The following is a 17,462-nucleotide window of genomic DNA, read 5'->3' as shown; positions in this document are numbered from 1 at the left end:
CTCAGCGGCCTATCGCCACGGCCTCGGTCCAGACGCCTGGGCTGGTGACGAACGTGGTGTGTGACCGGCTGGCCCGTACGGCACCGTCGTGTCCCTCGATGCTCCCCAGCAGCTCGAACACGTTGCCGGCAACCGTGATGCTACCGGCGTTGCAGCGCGTGCCGTCGGGGTTTTCCAGCACCGCGTTGGCCCCGATCGAGAAGTCGCCGGTGATGCCGTTGGAGGTGTGCGCGCCGTTGGCCTGGACGATCCGCAGCAGCCGGCGGCCCGCACGCGGGTCGGGGCCGATCAGCGGTCCCGGGCGCAGGGACAGGTGGCTCGGCTGGACGCGCGGCATCTCGCCGCCCGCGCTGCGACGGCCTGATCCGGTGCTGTGGGTGCCGGCCAGCGCGGCGCTGTGCTGGTGGCTCAGGAAGCCGCGCAGCGTGCCGTCGACGACCAGTTCCGTGGTGCGCGTGGGGGTGCCCTCGTCGTCCCAGGGCGCGGAGAGCGGGTAGGCGGCCGCGAACGGGTCGTCGACCAGGTCGACGCCGCGGGCGCAGACCTGCTGCCCCACCTTCTCGCCCAGCGGGGAGCGCCCCTCGACGACCGTGTCCTGGAGGAACGCCGGCACCACCAGGCTCAGCAGCTTCACCATCACCCAGCCGCTGACCAGGACGTCGTCGTGGTCGACGTCGTCCGCGGGGGCCTCGGCCAGGACACCGGCGAGGTCGCACAGTTCCGGCAGGCCCTGCCGGGTGGCCTGGTCGAGCAGGGCGTCGGCGTCGGTGCCGTACGTCTGGTCGCTGATGAAGCCGACGCCGCCGGACGGTGCGGTCGTGGTGATACGGGCCTGGAGCTGGAAGAGGCCGGTGGTGTGCTGGCGTGCCTCGGCACCGGCGCGGTGCAGGTGCACCGTCGCGCGCTCCGCCTTGGCCCGCAGCTCGACGTCCTGGTGCGCGGGGCTCTCGCTGAGCTTGCGCACGATGTCGACGAGCCGTTCGTCCAGCCGGGCGTCGCACGCCGGGCGCACCGGCGCCGCGGCGTCCCCGGACGCGCCCGCGTCGGCGCCGGCGGAACCGGTGCCGGAACCGGAAGAGCCGGCGGGCCCGGTGCCGGCGGATCCCGGGGCGGTGGCCTTGTGCGGCAGGGCGCGGCCCACCTCCAGGGCGGTACGGACGATCGAGGGGTCGGCGGAGAAGGGCAGCGCCTGCACGGCATAGCCCTCCCTGCGCCCCTCGGCGTCCTCCTCCCACACCGTCACCGCGGTGGCGCCCGACGCCACGTCGCTGCGGCGCTCCACCACGCCGGCCCGGCAGACGACCTCCTCGAGGACCCGCCGCGTCGTCCACACCTCGCAGTCGGCGCCCGCCCGGGCGGCCTCGTCGAGCAGCGCCCGGGTGCCGCCCGGCACGGTGGCCGTGGCCGGTGCGGGAACCTCGTCCGGCGTCGCGGCCGGGGTCGCGTCCGAAGTCGTCATCGTGCCGTCCCTCCCACCAGCAGCGAACCGACCCGCAGCGTCGGGCCGATGACGCCGACCGGCACCCACTGTCCGAACTTGCCGCACTTGGCGGCGCCGACCGCCGGATCGTCGGCGACCGCGTCGACGTCCTGGAGCATCTGGCTGCCGACTCCGGCGATGGTGGTCTCCTCGATCGGATCGGTCAGCCGGCCGTTCTCGATCAGCCGGCCGTTGGTCACCCGGAAGGTGAACTCGCCCGTCGACTCGATCACTTCACCACCGCCGACGTGCTCGGCGTAGATGCCGAAGGGGGTGTCGGCGATGATGTCGGCGACCTTCGTGGTGCCGGCCGCCAGGCACGTGTTGGTCATCCTCGGCAGCGGTGGATCGAGCACGGTGGTGCAGCGCCCGTTGCCGCTCGAACCGAGGCCGAGACGGGCGCCCGAGTCCTCGTCGGTCAGGTAGTTGACGAGCCTGCCCTGCTCGATGACCGTGGTCGGCGTGCCGGGCACGCCTTCGTCGTCGTGCCGGTAGGTGCCGACCGCGCCCGGCACCGTGGGGTCGTCGGTCACGGTCACCAGCGGTGCGGCGATCATCTGCCCCTTGCGTCCGGCGTAGACGGAGCCCCGCACCACCTCGTCGCCCTCCAGGGGATGGCAGCAGGCCTCGTGCAGCAGCACCATGCCGCGGCCGCCGGCCACCACCACCGGCATCCGGCCGATGGGCGCCGGCCGGGCGTCGAGGCCGGTGACGGCGCGCCGTGCGACCTCGGTGCCGCAGGTCGGTGCGTCGATGCCGGCAAGCGTGCCGCTGGTGCCGGGGGTGTAGAAGCCGGTCGACACCCGTGCGCCACGCCGGGCGATGACCCGGATGGACAGGTAGCTCAGCAGCCGGTGCTCGTCGTACGGGTCCTCTTCCGCGCCGCGCACCAGGCACATCGACTGGTCGTTGAGCTCGAAGTCGATGACGACCTGGGCGATGCTCGCGTCGTGGGCGCGCGCGGCCTCCTCCACGTCCCGCAGGGTCTTCAGCACGGCGGGGATCTCCAGCCAGGCCGGCCGGTCCCCGGCGACCACCGCGTACGGTGCGGGGGAGGTGCTCGCCGGTGCGTCGGGGAGCACGGCGGCGGGGTCGAGCCCCGCCGCCGACCGGTGGCGGAAGCCGTCCTCCAGCATCCAGCGTGCCGCGGTGGCCTGGCCCTGTTGCAGGCTCAGGTCGCTGACCCGGCCCTCGGCGAACCGGCCACTGAGCCGGTGCCACGACTGGACGGCTCCCGAGACGGCCCGGCAGTCCGCGGGCAGCCGACGGCGCAGTCCGGCGCCGAGGTCGACGGTGACCTCGCGCAGCGCGGCCGCGTGATGAAGCTCGTTGCTCACACCCACTCCTGTGTCGTCACCCCGGTCGCCCGGACGTGGATCTGTAGGGCGGCCAGAGCGCCGCGTGCGCGCTGCACCGCCTCGTCGGCCGTGCTGCCCTGGGCGCGTGCGGACGCGGGGCGCGAGTCGGACGACTGGAGTCCCTCGAAGACCATCCCGGGCTCGGCGAGCAGCCGCACCTCGTCGACGCCCTTCGCCGACTGGGCTTCCGGCACCCCGTCGACCCTGGTGAGCACGCCCGTGGCCGGTGGATCGGCGAACCAGATGGCCGCTGCGTGGTCGGGGCGTGCCTGGGCCAGGCTCTTGCGGATCCCGGGCAGCACGCTCTCCCCGACGCACTGCCGTGCCATGCACTCGGCCAGGTCCACGCCGGTCACCGTGTGCACCAGCGCGGGGATGTCGTCGCCGCCCATCCGCAGATGGGTCTCGATCACCCGCGGTCCCGCCGCGGTGAGCACGATCTCGGTGTGGGTGGCGCCGTGCCGCACCTCCAGCGCGTCCAGCAGGCCCTGCACGCAGCGGTGCACGGCCTGCGCTTCGGCGTCCGCCAGTTCGGCGGGCACCACATGGCCGAGCTCCACCATGCGCACCGGGTCGGAGTACTTGCGCGTGATGGCGATGACCAGGTGCTCGCCCGCTTCCGAGAACGCCTCCACGCTGAACTGCGGCCCGGCGTGGAAGGACTCGACCAGCGCTCCGGCGCCCGAAAGACCGTAGTACTCCCCGGTGGCCCGCTCGACGGCCGCCTGCGCCTGGGCCTCGGCGTGCACCACCGCCACACCGACGCTCGCGGAGCCATGGGTCGGCTTCACCACGCAGGGCAGCCCGTGCGCACGGATGAAGGCGAGCAGGTCGTCGGGGCCGGTGACGGTGGCCGACGGGGTGGGGTCCACCCCCGCGGCGCGCAGCCGGGCCCGCATGGCCTCCTTGTCGTGGACCAGCGCGACGGTTTCCGGGGTGTGCGTGTCCAGGCCGAGCTCGCGCCCGATCACGGCACAGCGGTCCTGGTCACGCTCGCCGAACGTGGCGATGCCGGTGAACGGGTCCGTGGCGTGCGCCGCCGCGGCCAGCGCCACCCACTCGGCGTCGGGCGCCTCCGCGCGCACGGCGAGGATCCGGCTGTGCTCGGCGCGTTCCTGGAGCCGCGACAGGTACTCGATGCGGCAGATCACCGAGGTGCGGGTGCCGGGTGCGGCGGCCCGGACCCGGGCCGGGATGTCCCGCCCGCTGCCGACCACGAGGATGTGCTGGCTCATGTGTCCTTCCCGGTCCGCTCGGGTTCCTGGTCCCGGGCCTGCCGTGTGGTGATCGAGATGCCGGAGACGGCCGCGTCAAGACGCTGCCTGGCCTGCTCGGCCGAGGCCCCGGTCACGAGGACGTAGCCGACCCGTTCCTGGGAGCTGGCGGCCGCTTGGAGGGTGCGCCCGACGAGGTCGGCGAGGTGGGCCCGTACGACGCCGGGCAGTTCCGCGGCCGCGCTGACGCCCGAGACGGCCTCGACCGTGCCGGGCGGCTGGTCCAGGAAGCGGATCGCCGCGTGCCGGCCGGGCCTGCGGGACGTCACTTCGCCGGAGCCGCTGAGCACGGTCAGCAGGTCCTCGACGAGCGATCCCCCGTGCGCCAGGTCGATCAGTTCGTGGATGCTGTCGCCGGGTATCCGCCCGGCGCACTCCACCAGGTGCGGCCGGCGGCCGTCCCGCAGGATCCACTCCGCGTGCAGCACCCCGCTGCCGAAGCCGGTGGCGACCACCAGGTCGGTCATCAGCGCGGCGAGGTACTCGTCGGTCTCCTCGGGGAGCACGGCGGGCACCCGGTGGCCCGCCTCGACCGGATGCCGTCCGGGCTGCACGTCCTTGGCGGTGACGTTGCGGAACAGGATCTGTCCCTTGAACACCACGCATTCGACGCTGACTTCCGGCCCGTCAAGGCGCTCCTCCACCAGGAACGTGCCGGGCAGCGCGCGCCGGGCGCGAAGCCGGGGCTCCGAAACGCCGGTCGTCAGGGCCCATGCCTCGGCCACGTCGTCGGAGGGCTCCATCAGCTGGACCCCGAGGCTGCCCTGCCGGTTCGCGGGCTTGAGCACGCACCGTCCGCCGAACTCGTCCCGGAACGAGGCGACGTCGGCTGCTCCGGTGACGCGCCGCCAGCGTGGCTGCGGGATGCCGGCCCGGTCGGCCGCCTCGCGCAACGCCCCCTTGTCGCGCAGGATGCGCGCGGCCGTGGGGCCCGCGCCCGGCAGCCCCCACCGGTCGGCCAGCGCCGCAGCCGCCGACACGCCGTACTCGACGCCGGGGAAGACGGTGCACACCCCGTCCGGGCGCGGCACGGAGTCGAGCACGGCCGTCAGGTCGTCCTCGTCGTGGATGGGCGCCGTGACCAGGGCGGCGAAGCAGCGGTGTGCGGCGGCCCGGGTGGCGATGTCGCGGGCCTGTACGACGTCGGGTTCCTCCACGACGAGCAGCGAGCCGGGCGGCAGCAGCTCGTCGAGGTCGGACATCAGGAACGCACCGAACCCGACCATGACGTGGGTAGCGCCTTTCCCCGGTGGATTCTGTGTTCCACAGTCGCTCCGCGACGGGCCGGACCCCCAGCCGGACGAGCTGGTCGGAGGCTCAGGTCTCGCCGGAGGCTCTGGTCTCGCCGGGATCTCTGGACTCATTGGCTCTCCTTGGTTCGCACGGCGATGGCGGCGGCCGCCGTCTCGAAGCTGACGGTCCCGGCCTCCTCGTCGTAGAGGGCCCAGTGCGCTGCGGCGTCCCGGGCGGCACCGAGATTGATCAAGGAACGCTCGCCTTGGGGGAGTTGGTACGTCCGCCCGGTCTCCGGCTCGAAGCGGAGGCGGGGTGGCTCGCCGGGGTCGCCGAGCCCGAAGGTGAGCAGTCTGCGGTGGCTGTGCCCGTGGACCACGACCGGCCGGTCCGTCGGTTCCGCCAGGACGGGGTGCATCAGCTCGTCGCCCTCCCGGAACCAGGTGAAGCGATGGCCGTGCACGAACCTGGTGGTCGGGGTGGCCCACTCCGCCGCGGTGCCGAGCAACTGGGCCAGCAGGGGCGGGACGTCCTGCCCGCCGAGCGCGGTGGCAATGCGCTCCTCCTGGTTCCCGCGTATGAGCCGGCATGCGGAGATGAGCACTTCCCAGAGCGCTGGATTGTCGTCGACCACGTCCTCAAGAGGCCATTCGGCGCGCTGCCCGATATTCTTCTTGGAGACCTTCGCATCCAGGTAATCCCCGGTCACGAAGATTTTATCGGCTCGACCGCTCGCGGATTCCATAATGGCCTGGAGATTCTCCAGATTGCCATGGAGATCGGAAATTAATGCATAACGGGCCATGCTGCGCTCCGCCTCCATGATCCCCGGAAGTGACCCTCTTCGACCTCGGTAACGTCACTGGTCACGACGTTCTCGAACGGTGCCCGACCACCCCGTGGCACCGGGGATTCGGGACAGCCGGGCGGGGTCATGAAACGACCCGCAGCGCGCTCAATTCCGCCGCGGACAGGGGTGCACGGCAACGCCTGTCGAACGTTCCGGCCACTGGAAGGGTCGGGAGCAGGGAAACGTGATTCCGCAGCGCTGGCCGTCTCGCGGCGAGCATGGAATCACTTCTCACCGAGCACCCGAACAAATCGACCCCCCGACGCTGATCATCTGGGACTAATCCTCACTCCGGGGTAAGCAAGAGTTCCACTGCACAGGGGTGTCCTGTTGACGACTGGCGTGCAGACGACGGGTGGTTTCCCGAACAAAGCCCTGAAAGGGCATTTTCAGGGCAGCCTCAGTGGATCCGGAGCCCCTGCCTCCGGCAGCGCGCTCGGGGGCGAAGGGCCGGGCAGGGTCTTCGTTTGCTGACTCGGCGTTACCCGACGGACGGCACGGCTATGCCGGCGGCGGCGGAGAAGTTCAGGCCGCTTGCGCGACGGCGGCGCCGACGGCCGTGCCGCACGAGGCGATCCGGGCCGGCGAGGCGGTACGCGGCCGCTCAGCGCCGCAGATGCTCCATCAGCTTGCACTCGGCGTGCTGGAGGTGCTCGAGACCGAGCCGCCCGGCACGCGTCGCCTCGCCGGCCTGGATCGCCTCGACGATCCCCTGGTGCTCGTCGGCGATCTCCTCGGCGTCCAGCAGCTGGGCGGTCTGCACCTGCGCCAGGCACAGCCGCATCTCGTTGATGATCAGGTCGTGCGCGCGGGACAGCCGCTCGCTGGCCAGGCTGTCGACCAGCGCACGGTGGAACTCCACGTCCGCCTGCACGATCGCCGGCACGTCCGAGCCGTGCGCCGAGTCCCGGAACGCCTGGTGGGCGACGAGCGCCTGGGACGACAGGTGGCGCCGGTCCGCGAGGAGCTCGTAGGCCTTGCTCTCGATCACGCCGCGGGCGAAGTAGAGGTCCAGGACCCGGGCCTCGTCGAGCAGCGGGACGCGGGCGCTGCGGTGCGCGGTGCGCTCCAGCAGCCCTTCGCCCACCAGCCGCTCGATCGCCGCCTTCGCGGTCTGGCGGGACACCTCGTACTCGCCGGCGACGGACGCCTCCGTGACGGGACGGCCGGGGTGGATGCCGTCGGACAGGATCCGCTCGCGCAGCGACGCGACCAGTGCGTCGCCAACGGACTGGGTGGCTAGCCGAATCGGCATGCGGGGCCCTCCGGGTCGGGGGTGAGGCCGGTGTGCGAAGACTACCCGGGGAAGCATAGACAGTCAGGCAATACGTCATGTTAACTTGCCGGACAATATTTTCTGAGGTGGTCTGAGGTCGTCTGAGATCGTGAATCGAGGTCGTGAGTCCATGCAGGTAGAGCCCCACCGGCGGGTCGTCCTGGCACCCGACAAGTTCAAGGGCACGGTGCCGGCGGCGCGACTCGTCGAGGCGATGGAGTCGGCCGTCGCCGACACGTCGCCATGGGTGACCGCTGCCCCGCTCCCCCTCGCGGACGGCGGGGACGGCAGCGTCGCCTCCGCGGTGCTGGCCGGCTGGTCCTCCGTCGTCGTCCGCGCCACGGACGCCTTGGGTGCGCCGGTGCACGCCCCGGTCGCCCGGCTCGACCGCCGGGCCATCGTCGAGGTCGCCGCGATCTGCGGCCTCGGCGCCCGCAGGCCCACCCCGGCGGACGCACGCAAGGCCGGCACCTTCGGTGTCGGCGAGGCCGTCGCCGCACTCCTGGACGACGGCGCCGACGACATCACCCTCGCGCTCGGCGGCAGCGCCACGACGGACGCCGGCACCGGGATGCTGCGCGCGCTGGGCCTCGACCTCCGTGACGGCACGGGTCGCGCCCTCCCGCCCGGCGGCGCGGCGCTGGACCGGTGTGCACGCGTCGACACCTCGGCGCTCCACCCCGGCCTGGCACGCACCCGGCTGACGCTGGCGTGCGACGTCGACACACCGATGGTGGGCGCCGACGGTTCCGCCGAGATGTTCGCCCGGCAGAAGGGGGCGGACGACCGCACGATCGCCCAGCTGTCCGCGGCCCTCTCGCACTGCGCGCCCCTGCTGGAGGACGCCTTCTGCGTCCGCGGTGCCCGTGCGCGTCCGGGCGCCGGAGCCGCCGGTGGGCTCGCCTGGGCCGGACTGCTGCTCGGCGGGCGCATCCGTTCGGGAGCCGAGGTCTTCCTCGACCTGCTGGGCGCGCGCGACCAGATACGCGGCGCCGACCTCGTCATCACCGGCGAGGGGCGGCTGGACGAGCAGAGCCTGCGCGGCAAGGCGCCCGTCGCGGTCGCCGAGTTCGCCGCGGCGCTCGGCGTCAGGACCGTGGCGATCGTCGGCAGCGACCGGCTGGGACCGCAGGAACGCGAGCGTGCACCGTTCACGGACGTCGTCTCCCTGGACCGGATCGACCCCGGCTGCGCCCGCGATCCCGAGCTGACCCGGCGCCTCGTGTACCAGGCCACCCGGGACCTGCTCCAGACGCACCTCAGGCCCGCGGCACCCCTCAGGAACGGAGCTGCCCAGTGATCATCCGCCCATGGAGCTGCGACTCCTTCGTCGCCCTGCCGGACACCACCCGCAACGGATCGGTCGTCTTCGGGAAGAACAGCGACCGCCCGGCCGGGGAGGCCCAGCCGCTGCGCCGCCACCCCGCACACGCGGCCGGCGCCCCGCTCCACCTCGCCTACGTCACCGTCGACGACGCCCCCGCCTACGCGCACATCGGCTCGGCGCCCTTCTGGTGCTGGGGATACGAGATCGGTGTCAACGAGCACCGGGTCGCCATCGGCAACGAGGCCGTCTTCACCCGCCCCTGGGCCGCTGCCGTCGCCCGCGAGAAGGCCGGCGACACCCAGGCCGCCGGACTGCTCGGCATGGAGCTGGTCCGCCTCGGCCTGGAGCGCGGCGGCACCGCGCGCGAAGCCCTGTCCGTCATCACCGGCCTCCTCGAACGGCACGGCCAGTGGGGCTCCGCCATCGTCGGTGCGCCGCACGTCGAAGGCGCCTACGACAACTCCTTCCTCATCGCCGACCCGCGCGAGGCCTGGGTCCTGGAGACCATGGGACGCGACTGGGCGGCCCGCCGCCTCACCCACGGCTCCGACTCGATCAGCAACGAACTGACCATCCGCACCGACGCCGACCTCACCAGCGCCGGTCTGCGGGACGCGGCCGCCGGCCACGGCTGGCCGGCCGACCGGCCGCTGGACATCGCTGACGCCTTCACCGACCCGCACACCCCGCTCCAGGTGTCACACATCCGGCGCCGCCGCTCCCACCAGCTGCTCACGGACGCGGCACCGCACGGGATCGACGTCGACACGGCCAAGCGGGTGCTCCGGGACCACCTGGAGGACAGCTTCCTCGGCGGACCGTCCTTCGACGCCGCACGCCCCGACTTCCACACCCTGTGCATGCACGAGCACCCGTCCGGCTTCACCTGGGGCAACACCGCAGCGTCCCTGGTCGTCGAGCTGAGTACCGACACGTCACGTCCCACGACGCTCTGGTGGTGCCCGGTCACCCCGTGCACCGGCGCCTATCTGCCCATCACCTTGGAGGCGGACGCCCTTCCCGACCCGCTCACCCTCCCCACCGCCCCCGGCGCCACCTGGGATCCCCGCGACCACCGCCAGCCGCAGCACGACCCGGCGTCGGTGTGGTGGCGGTTCCAGCATCTCCTCGACGCCGCGAAGGACCCGGCCTCCCGTGACTTCGCCGCACGGGCGGCCCGGCTGCGTGCGGTCTTCGACGAGCTGGAGACGCGCTGGTCACACACGCTGCCGACCTCGGTGGACGCCCCTGCGGAGCTGGCCGACTTCACCCGCGACTGCCTCGCGGAGGCATCCGCGGCTGCCACCCGGCTGGCCCACGAGTTCGGCGCCGACCCCGGCACCGCGGTCGATCCCCGCTGGGCGCCACCCACCACCTGACGGACCCGACGGCCACGAGCCGCCCCCGCCCCGCCCCTCCGACACAACCCACCGCACTACGTGCACCGCTTGCACCGCCTGCACCGCCTGCACCACCCGGCAAGGAGAACCACATGTCCTTCAGAAGCAAGTTCCGAGGACCGGAGGCCTCACTCGACGACCAGATCGAGAGCTACGCGATCGACCGCGTCCCCGAGAACAAGCGCTGGCCCATCCCGGCCATCAGCCTCGTGCTGCTCGGCAACGCCACGGCGATGTTCTTCTTCTCCTTCGGCGCCCAGCAGACCTTCCTCGTCGGCTGGCCGAAGATGCTGATCCCGATCGGCTACTTCTTCTTCGGCGCCATCCTCATCGGCGCGCTGACCATGCGGATGGCCAGCCGCGAAGGACTCTCCCAGAGCCTCATCTCGCGCGGTCTCGGCTTCGGCAGCCGTGGAGCGGCGCTCACCTCGTTCATCTACGCCGTCAACTTCATCTACTACTTCCTCTTCGAGGGCACGATCGTCTCCCACGCGGTCGCCTACTACTTCAAGATCCCCATCGGCTCCCTCGCCGGTATCGGGATCTTCGCCCTCATCGGGCTCATCACCATCGCCTTCGTCTGGCGCGGCATGTACGCCATGTCCGCCCTCCAGACCTGGGGCTTCCCGATCTTCGTCGGCCTGCTGATCTGGGCGCTGTTCAAGCTCGGCTCGGGGCCCGGCGCCGTCGGCGTCGGCGGCTGGGAGGCCACCGGCACCTCCGGCGGTGCCGCGCTGTGGACGGCGATGAGCTTCGCCAACGGGCAGATGATCTTCCAGGGCCTGATGGCCACCGACTACGGCCGCTTCGCCAGCCGCAAGATCCGCTACCGCGGCACCGCGAGCATCATGCTGCTCGAACTCGTCCCGATGTTCATCGTGATCTTCCTCGGCGCCACCCTGGGAGCCTCCCTGATCGGCTCCATCGGTGCCGAGAAGGCCCAGGACCCCGGCTTCGTCTTCGTGCACCTGATGGGCATCGTCGGCGTCATCTTCGTCATCGTCACCCAGATCCGCATCAACGTGATGAACCTCTACGGCGGGTCCATCACGCTCTCCAGCGGGTTCGACGTCGCCGCGCACTTCCGGCCCGGTCGGCCCTGGTGGATGTTCGCGGTCTGGCTGTTCGGCGTCATCTTCTACGCCACCAACGTCATCAACCACCTCGGCACGTTCCTCGCGATCACCGGTGTCCTCACCAACACCTGGGTGCTCATCCTCCTCGCCGACTACTTCGTCTGCCGGCGCCTGCTCAAGCTGGGACGCTCCGAGGACATCGAGTACCGCGAGCACGAGGTGCGCGACTGGAACCCCTGCGGCCTCACGTCGCTCGGCCTCGCCGTGGTCGTGGGGGCCCTGGGCATCCTGGGGGTCTATCCGGAGGCGTACGCGTCCTTCGTGGCCATGATCCTCGGACCGCTGATCCACATCACCCTGACCGCCGCCACCAAGGGCCGCTACTACACCCCGGCGGTCCCGCACACGGCCGAGCCGTCCCAGACGACGCCGGCCGGCAGCACGGCGGAGCGCTGACCTCCCACCGCTCCGAACAACCATCAGAACGACCGTTCAGAGTGGACGTTCAGAGTGGACGTTCAGAACGACCGCTCGGAACCGAAGGACGCCCCTGCCCTGCCGGCAGGGGCGTTCTCGCGTGCGGCGGCCTGCACCGCACGCCGGGATCCTCCCAGGTCAGCGGCCGGCTGCCGAGGTGTCAGGCGGCGCGGGCGACAAGCGCAGCACGGTGCCCTCGCCGTTGGCCGAGAGCAGGAGCGATCCGTCCGGTGCCGCGGCGAGGCCCGCGAACTGGCCGGCGAGACCGGGCATGCCGTGCGCGAACAGGGCGGGCTCGGCACGGCGGGCGATCCCCGGCGGCACCCCGACCGCCAGGTCCTCGGCGTCGACCCTGCGCTCCCCCGTGACCAGGGACACCGCCCACAGCCTCCGGTGCTCGACGTCCACGGTGAACAGCTCGGTGCCGCGGACGGCCAGGCCCTGCGGGGCGCCGAGGCCCCCGGCGACGGGCACCGCCCGTCCGTCGTCGATGCGCAGCACCGCCCCGAGCCGGTCGTCGCTGACGTAGCAGCGCTGCTCGGCGTCGAAGGCCACGTCCACGGGGTGGCCCAGCCCGTCTGCCAGAACGGTGACGGTGTCGTCCGCGTCGATGGCGACGATCCGGCCGGCGTCCGCCTCCGCGACCACCAGCGCGCCGTCCGCCCGCACCGCCACCCCCAACGGCCGGCCGAGCCCGCTCGCCCTGACCCGCGTGGTCCCGCGCTCGGGGTCGTAGCTCTGCACGGTGCCGTACTGCGAGGTGAGGTGGAGCAGCCCGCCGTCGGCGGCGATGCCATGGCTGAACGTCAGCAGTACCTCGGTGGCCACGTCATCCGAAGCGGTCTCGCCGGACGCGTCGCTGCGGCCGGACGGGCCGGTCCCGTCGGATGCGTCACCGCCGTCGGACGCGTCGCCGCCGTCGGACGCGTCCGGGCGCGCCACGCGGTAGTGGTCGGCCGCGTAGACCGTGCCGCCGAGGTCGATCGTCACGCCGTAGGGGCCGGCCAGGCCGCGGGGCACGATCTGCCGGGTCCGTCCGTCGGCGTGCAGTTCCGTGATGCCGCCGCTCGCGAAACTGGAGACGAACATGCGGTTCTCCGCGTCGAAGGCGGCGTTGTCCAGGCCCACCACTCCGCTGGTGACGAGCGAGCGTGATCCGCTGCCGTGCAGGTCGATGCGGGTCACGAAGCCTTCCGGGCCGCGTGACAGCACGTTCAGGACGCCGCCCTGGTCGAAGCGGACCGCGACGGGGTCGTGCACGTCCTCGGCGACCAGCTCGGGCACCCCGCCGTCCGGCGGAATCCGCCACACCTGCCGGCTCACCATGTGCGGGTAGTACAGGTAGCCGTCCGGACCACGCTGCATCGCATTGCCGAGGGCGAGCCCGTCGGTGAGCACGACCGGGTCGCCGCCCGCGGGGAACAGCTCGAACAGGCGGCCGTTCATCTTCATCTCGTTGACGAAGAGCCGGTCGCCGATGCAGGTGATGCCGTTGGGCACCTTCACCTCGTCGGAGACCAGGGTGTACGCGCCCCGGGGGCTGCGGCGCCAGACCCGTCCGGGGACCAGGTCGGCGATGTACATCGAGCCGTCCGCGCCGAAGGCGAGGTCGTCCGGCGACTGCACCGGGCTGTCCATCGGCACGACCACCTCGACGTCCCCGGTCGCCGGGTGCACGGCGCTGATCTGCCCGGCGAGGAACTGCGCGACGTACAGCCGCCCGTCGGGACCGAACGCCACGCCGTTGGAACCCCACAGCGGGCTGGGCGGGTTGAGCCGCTCGGCGTTCCACCGCCCGCTGGTGGGACGGCGGCGCCCCAGGTCGTCGAACCTGCTGGACCGCATGGGTCCCTCCCTGTCCGGGTCTGGTGGCTATGGGGTTTGGTGGCGGTGGGGTGCTCCGGGGCGTGCGCGTCCCTCGGGGTCACATGACCATGACCTCGTCCATGCCGCCGTCCGCGCGCCACCGTCCGAGCAGTGTGTAGAACGCCTGCGGACCGTCGCCGTACGCCTCGCTCCGCGCCCGCGGCATGCCCTCGCCGTTGTAGTAGCCGGGGGTGCACTCGGACTGGAACCTGTGCAGGTCGGCCGCCTTCTCACGGATGGTCGCCACCCAGGCGGCCTCGGCCTCGGCCGTCGGCTCCACGCACCGGGCGCCGCGCCGGCCCGCCTCGGCGATCACCTCGGCGACGTGCGTCGCCTGCTCGTCCAGGACGTGGACGTAGTTCACGGAGCTGGCGCTCTGGGTGGACCCGAGCATGAAGAGGTTGGGGAAGCCCCGGCTGTAGAACCCGTGCAGCGTCTTCGGGCCGGCCTTCCAGGAGTCCAGCAGGGCGACCCCGTCCCGGCCGTACGCGGGGAGCCGCCCGGACAGCAGCCCGGAGACGCCGACCTCGAATCCGGTCCCGAAGACGATGCAGTCGACCTCGTACTCGACGCCGCCGGCCACGACGGCGTGCTCGGTGATCCGCTCCACCCCGCCGTGGTCGGAGACGTCCACCAGCGTGACGTTGGACCGGTTGAACGTCTCCAGGTAGCTGTCGCTGAACGTGGGCCGCTTGCACATGTAGCGGTACCACGGCTTGAGCGCCTCGGCCGTCGCGGGGTCGGTGACGACGGTGTCCACCCGGGCCCTGAGCTCGTTCATCTTCTGGAAGTCGGCGATCTCTTCCAGGTGTTCCCGCTCCTCGGGCGCGAGGTCGGCGTAGTTGTTGCTCGGGATGATCTTCTGGAACAGCCGGGCACTGCTGGTCCAGCCGTCGGCCACCAGGTCCTCGTCCACCCGACCACCGGTGACGACCGCGAGGAAGTTGTCCCTGCGGCGCCGCTGCCAGCCGGGTGTCAACGACGCCGCCCACTGCTGGTCCGTGGGGCGCTGCCCGCGCACGTCGACCGACGAGGGCGTGCGCTGGAACACGTACAGGCGCTCCGCGTCCCGCCCGAGATGCGGTACGACCTGGATGGCGGTCGCTCCCGTGCCGACGAGGGCCACGCGCTTGTCGGCGAGTCCGACCAGGCCGCCGGTCGCGTCGCCGCCGGTGTAGTCGTAGTCCCAGCGGCTGGTGTGGAACATCCGCCCCTTGAAGCTCTGGATCCCCTCGATCCCGGGCAGCTTGGACTGGCTGAGCAGCCCGGTCGCCGCCACGACGTGCCGCGCGCTCATGCGGTCGCCCCGGTCGGTGCCGACGAGCCAGCGGTCCGTGGTCCCGTCCCAGCGCAGTTCGGTCACCTGCGTCCGGAAGCAGGCGTCGCGGTAGAGGTCGAAGTGCTCCGCGACGGCCCGTGCGTGCGCGCGGATCTCCGCGCCCGGCGCGTACTTCCACTTCGGGACGTAGCCGACCTCCTCGAGCAGCGGCATGTAGACGTACGACTCGATGTCGCAGTGGATCCCCGGGTACCGGTTCCAGTACCAGGTGCCCCCGACGTCCGCGCCCTTCTCGATGATCCGGATGCCCTCCAGACCGGCTTGGCGCAGCCGTGCACCGGCCAGCAGACCGCCGAACCCTCCGCCGATGACGATCACGTCGACGTGGTCGTCCAGCGGCTCCCGAGCAACCGCGGGACCGGCGTGCGGGTCCTCGTCGAAGTGGCCGAACTCCCCGGTGGTACGCCGGTACTGGCGCCGGCCGTCAGGACGGATCCGGCGGTCGCGCTCGGCCCGGTACCGCTCGCGCAGGGCCTCCGGGTCGAAGCCCAGGCCCTGGGGCTGGGGCTGGGGCTCTGGAGGGGTCGGCTCCGACGCCGTGTGGGGGGTGGACATGCGAGTCCCTTCTCTACTCCGGTCTCTGTTCCGGCTACGACTCGTTCTCGTACCGTCCGCGTGGGTGGGACGGGCTCAGACCGCTAGACCGCTGCCCAGCCGTTGTCCACGGGAAGGACGACGCCGTTGACACTGCTCGCCGCGTCGGAAGCGAGGTAGACGATGGCGGCGGCCTGCTCCTCCGGTGCGGAGAGGCGGCCCATGTTGCTCATGTACCTGCCGACGACGGCCGGCCCATGGGCGTCCTGGTCGATGTCGACGCCGGTCGCGATGTCGGTGAGGGTGCCGCCCGGCGCTATGGCGTTGGCGCGGATGCCCTGGTCCCGGTACATCACCGCGACGGAGCGGGTGAGCCCGAGCACACCGTGCTTGGAGACGGTGTACGCGGTCCCCGCCGCACTGCCGCGCACGGACGCCTCGGACGCGGTGCTGACGATGGCCCCGCTGCCGGCTGCGACCATGTGCGGCAGCACGGCCCGCGTCAGCAGGAACGGCGCCGTGAGATTGATCCGCAGGACCCGCTCCCACTCGTCGTCGGTGACGTCCGCGGTCGCCGACATGCTGTCCATCACGCCCGCGTTGTTGACCAGGACGTCGATGCCCCCGAAGGCGTCGACCGCGCCGGCCACGACCCCGTCGACCACCGCACGGTCGCTCAGGTCGCCCGTGACGGCGACGGCCGTTCCGCCGGCCGACTCGATGGCGTCGACGACGTCCTTGGCCCCGGCCGCGTTCAGGTCGGCGACGACGACCTTCGCGCCCTCTTCGGCGAACCGCAGGGCGGCGGCACGACCGATTCCGGAGGCGGCTCCGGTGACGACGACACTCTTGCCCGACAGGCCCGTATCACCCATGAGCGCTCCTCTGTGCTGGTTCTCGACTCCGTGCTCGTCCGTGCTCGTTCTCGACTCCGCGCTGGTCCTCGACTGCTCGCCTGGACTGCTCGCCACTTCGGCACGGCCGGCCCTCACCGTACTAGTTTCTGTCGCGGAGTGACAGAAAGACGCACTGCGCCAATGAGACCTCATGCGACAGACAAGCCCGCAACGACGCAGTGACGCGTGACGACAAATAGGCGTAGAGTGCCGCAAAACTGGATTGTCCTGGGAAGTCGAGGAGGGGCACATGGCCGGACGGGCCGGTGGCTCCACGGGGCGCCCCCCGTTGACGGAGCGGCGGCGTGCCGAGACGCGCATGGAGATCGCCACGGAGGCGGTCAGGCTCTTCGTCGCCCATGGCGTGACCGCGGCCACCGCGGACGAGATCGCCTCCGCCGCGGGGGTGTCCACCCGCACGCTCTGGCGGTACTTCCGCTCCAAGGAGGAGTGCGTCCGCCCCCTGCTCACCACGGGACTGGAAGCGCTGGCCGACCGTCTGAAGGACTGGCAGGGGGACCGCTCGCTCGCCGAGGCGATCATAAGCCTGCATGACGACGAGGCCCTCGAGGACCGCGCGGACACCCTGCGCGACCTCGTCCGGCTCTGCCGCACCGAGCCGGGCCTGCGAGCGGTCTGGCTGGAGGCGCACCGCGACGCCGAGGCCGCGTTCGCCGCCCTCATCGCCGACCGCACCCGTCGCCCCGTCGACGACCTCGCGGTCCGCATGGAAGCGGGCGTCCTGAACACGGCGCTGCGCATCGGGGTGGAGGACTGGGCCCTGCGGTCCGACGCGTCAGCGGGCACGTCGTTCGGCGAGACGGTCACGCGTGCGCTGGGCATGATCGCCCATCTCTTCCCGGGTCAGGCCCCGGAGGCTCCCGCGCCTTCCAGGACCTGACGCCCGACAGCCCAGGTCGGGACCCGGGCCGTCGGGGTGCCCGCGTGCGCCAGGGCGCGTCAGGCGGCAGGCGTCAGGCGCCAGGGCTCCAAGCGCGGGCCTCGGTCAGCATCTTGTCCAGCTGCGCCGGACCGCACGTCACCTTCTCGCCGGTCGCACTGGCAAGCATGTGCAC

General features: G+C 72.0%; 14 protein-coding genes. 5 read left to right on the top strand and 9 right to left on the bottom strand.

From position 1 onward, the window contains the following. Position 1: 1 nt before the first annotated feature. The 6 genes from NQO67_RS10290 to NQO67_RS10265 form a co-directional block, all read right to left on the bottom strand. Positions 2–1,459 (bottom strand): metallopeptidase TldD-related protein, encoded by a 1,458-nt coding sequence (locus NQO67_RS10290; RefSeq protein ID WP_255949501.1) that lies wholly within the window; start codon positions 1,457–1,459, stop codon positions 2–4. Continuing rightward, positions 1,456–2,817 carry a TldD/PmbA family protein gene (locus tag NQO67_RS44210; protein WP_255949500.1) on the bottom strand — a complete coding sequence of 454 codons (1,362 nt, stop codon included), beginning with the start codon at positions 2,815–2,817 and terminating at the stop codon, positions 1,456–1,458. The genes NQO67_RS10290 and NQO67_RS44210 overlap by 4 nt, the downstream gene beginning before the upstream one ends. Further along, complete coding sequence (locus tag NQO67_RS10280) at positions 2,814–4,073, bottom strand: ATP-grasp domain-containing protein (protein ID WP_255949499.1); 1,260 nt, start codon at positions 4,071–4,073, stop codon at positions 2,814–2,816. The genes NQO67_RS44210 and NQO67_RS10280 overlap by 4 nt, the downstream gene beginning before the upstream one ends. After that, on the bottom strand, positions 4,070–5,338 hold the full coding sequence (locus NQO67_RS10275) for an ATP-grasp domain-containing protein (protein WP_255949498.1): 1,269 nt from the start codon (positions 5,336–5,338) through the stop codon (positions 4,070–4,072). The genes NQO67_RS10280 and NQO67_RS10275 overlap by 4 nt, the downstream gene beginning before the upstream one ends. 134 nt (positions 5,339–5,472) lie before the next feature. Continuing rightward, positions 5,473–6,150 (bottom strand): metallophosphoesterase family protein, encoded by a 678-nt coding sequence (locus NQO67_RS10270; protein WP_255949497.1) that lies wholly within the window; start codon positions 6,148–6,150, stop codon positions 5,473–5,475. A gap of 649 nt (positions 6,151–6,799) precedes the next feature. Beyond that, positions 6,800–7,450, bottom strand: a complete 651-nt coding sequence (locus NQO67_RS10265) for a GntR family transcriptional regulator (protein WP_255949496.1) — start codon at positions 7,448–7,450, stop codon at positions 6,800–6,802. A gap of 151 nt (positions 7,451–7,601) precedes the next feature. On the opposite strand from NQO67_RS10265, the gene NQO67_RS10260 reads away from it, so the two are divergent. The 3 genes from NQO67_RS10260 (at position 7,602) to NQO67_RS10250 (ending at position 11,730) form a co-directional block, all read left to right on the top strand. Next, complete coding sequence (locus tag NQO67_RS10260; RefSeq protein WP_255949495.1) at positions 7,602–8,771, top strand: glycerate kinase; 1,170 nt, start codon at positions 7,602–7,604, stop codon at positions 8,769–8,771. Continuing rightward, positions 8,768–10,177: a peptidase C69 family protein gene (locus NQO67_RS10255; RefSeq protein ID WP_255949494.1), complete on the top strand. Its 1,410-nt coding sequence runs from the start codon at positions 8,768–8,770 to the stop codon at positions 10,175–10,177. The genes NQO67_RS10260 and NQO67_RS10255 overlap by 4 nt, the downstream gene beginning before the upstream one ends. A gap of 113 nt (positions 10,178–10,290) precedes the next feature. Next, the gene (locus tag NQO67_RS10250; protein WP_255949493.1) at positions 10,291–11,730 is read left to right on the top strand and encodes a purine-cytosine permease family protein; all 1,440 of its coding nucleotides are present in this window, start codon (positions 10,291–10,293) and stop codon (positions 11,728–11,730) included. Positions 11,731–11,889: 159 nt separating this feature from the next. Here the strand turns inward: NQO67_RS10250 and NQO67_RS10245 are convergent, their stop codons facing one another. The 3 genes from NQO67_RS10245 to NQO67_RS10235 form a co-directional block, all read right to left on the bottom strand. Continuing rightward, complete coding sequence (locus tag NQO67_RS10245; protein WP_255949492.1) at positions 11,890–13,596, bottom strand: outer membrane protein assembly factor BamB family protein; 1,707 nt, start codon at positions 13,594–13,596, stop codon at positions 11,890–11,892. Positions 13,597–13,675: 79 nt separating this feature from the next. After that, positions 13,676–15,511, bottom strand: coding sequence for a flavin-containing monooxygenase (locus NQO67_RS10240; protein WP_255949491.1), 1,836 nt, complete (start codon positions 15,509–15,511; stop codon positions 13,676–13,678). A gap of 83 nt (positions 15,512–15,594) precedes the next feature. Next, entirely contained in the window at positions 15,595–16,365 is a 771-nt protein-coding gene (locus tag NQO67_RS10235) for an SDR family NAD(P)-dependent oxidoreductase (protein WP_255949490.1), read from the bottom strand. Here NQO67_RS10235 and NQO67_RS10230 point away from each other — a divergent pair. Beyond that, on the top strand, positions 16,364–16,507 hold the full coding sequence (locus tag NQO67_RS10230) for a hypothetical protein (protein WP_255949489.1): 144 nt from the start codon (positions 16,364–16,366) through the stop codon (positions 16,505–16,507). The two genes, NQO67_RS10235 and NQO67_RS10230, sit on opposite strands and share 2 nt — an antisense overlap. Positions 16,508–16,636: 129 nt before the next feature. After that, the gene (locus tag NQO67_RS10225) at positions 16,637–17,287 is read left to right on the top strand and encodes a TetR/AcrR family transcriptional regulator (protein ID WP_255949488.1); all 651 of its coding nucleotides are present in this window, start codon (positions 16,637–16,639) and stop codon (positions 17,285–17,287) included. Positions 17,288–17,462: the final 175 nt, after the last annotated feature.

Source organism: Streptomyces odontomachi (genome assembly GCF_024435355.1).
In the GTDB taxonomy this organism is placed as follows: domain Bacteria; phylum Actinomycetota; class Actinomycetes; order Streptomycetales; family Streptomycetaceae; genus Streptomyces; species Streptomyces odontomachi.
This window is presented reverse-complemented; position numbering and strand designations above follow the sequence as displayed.

Coding starts and splice junctions, on each gene's coding strand:
- NQO67_RS10280 (WP_255949499.1), bottom strand. CDS start 4,073: ATGAGCCAGCACATCCTCGTGGTCGGCAGCGGGCGGGACATCCCGGCC.
- NQO67_RS10290 (WP_255949501.1), bottom strand. CDS start 1,459: ATGACGACTTCGGACGCGACCCCGGCCGCGACGCCGGACGAGGTTCCC.
- NQO67_RS10245 (WP_255949492.1), bottom strand. CDS start 13,596: ATGCGGTCCAGCAGGTTCGACGACCTGGGGCGCCGCCGTCCCACCAGC.
- NQO67_RS10235 (WP_255949490.1), bottom strand. CDS start 16,365: ATGGGTGATACGGGCCTGTCGGGCAAGAGTGTCGTCGTCACCGGAGCC.
- NQO67_RS10225 (WP_255949488.1), top strand. CDS start 16,637: ATGGCCGGACGGGCCGGTGGCTCCACGGGGCGCCCCCCGTTGACGGAG.
- NQO67_RS10265 (WP_255949496.1), bottom strand. CDS start 7,450: ATGCCGATTCGGCTAGCCACCCAGTCCGTTGGCGACGCACTGGTCGCG.
- NQO67_RS10260 (WP_255949495.1), top strand. CDS start 7,602: ATGCAGGTAGAGCCCCACCGGCGGGTCGTCCTGGCACCCGACAAGTTC.
- NQO67_RS10240 (WP_255949491.1), bottom strand. CDS start 15,511: ATGTCCACCCCCCACACGGCGTCGGAGCCGACCCCTCCAGAGCCCCAG.
- NQO67_RS10270 (WP_255949497.1), bottom strand. CDS start 6,150: ATGGCCCGTTATGCATTAATTTCCGATCTCCATGGCAATCTGGAGAAT.
- NQO67_RS10250 (WP_255949493.1), top strand. CDS start 10,291: ATGTCCTTCAGAAGCAAGTTCCGAGGACCGGAGGCCTCACTCGACGAC.
- NQO67_RS10230 (WP_255949489.1), top strand. CDS start 16,364: ATGAGCGCTCCTCTGTGCTGGTTCTCGACTCCGTGCTCGTCCGTGCTC.
- NQO67_RS10275 (WP_255949498.1), bottom strand. CDS start 5,338: ATGGTCGGGTTCGGTGCGTTCCTGATGTCCGACCTCGACGAGCTGCTG.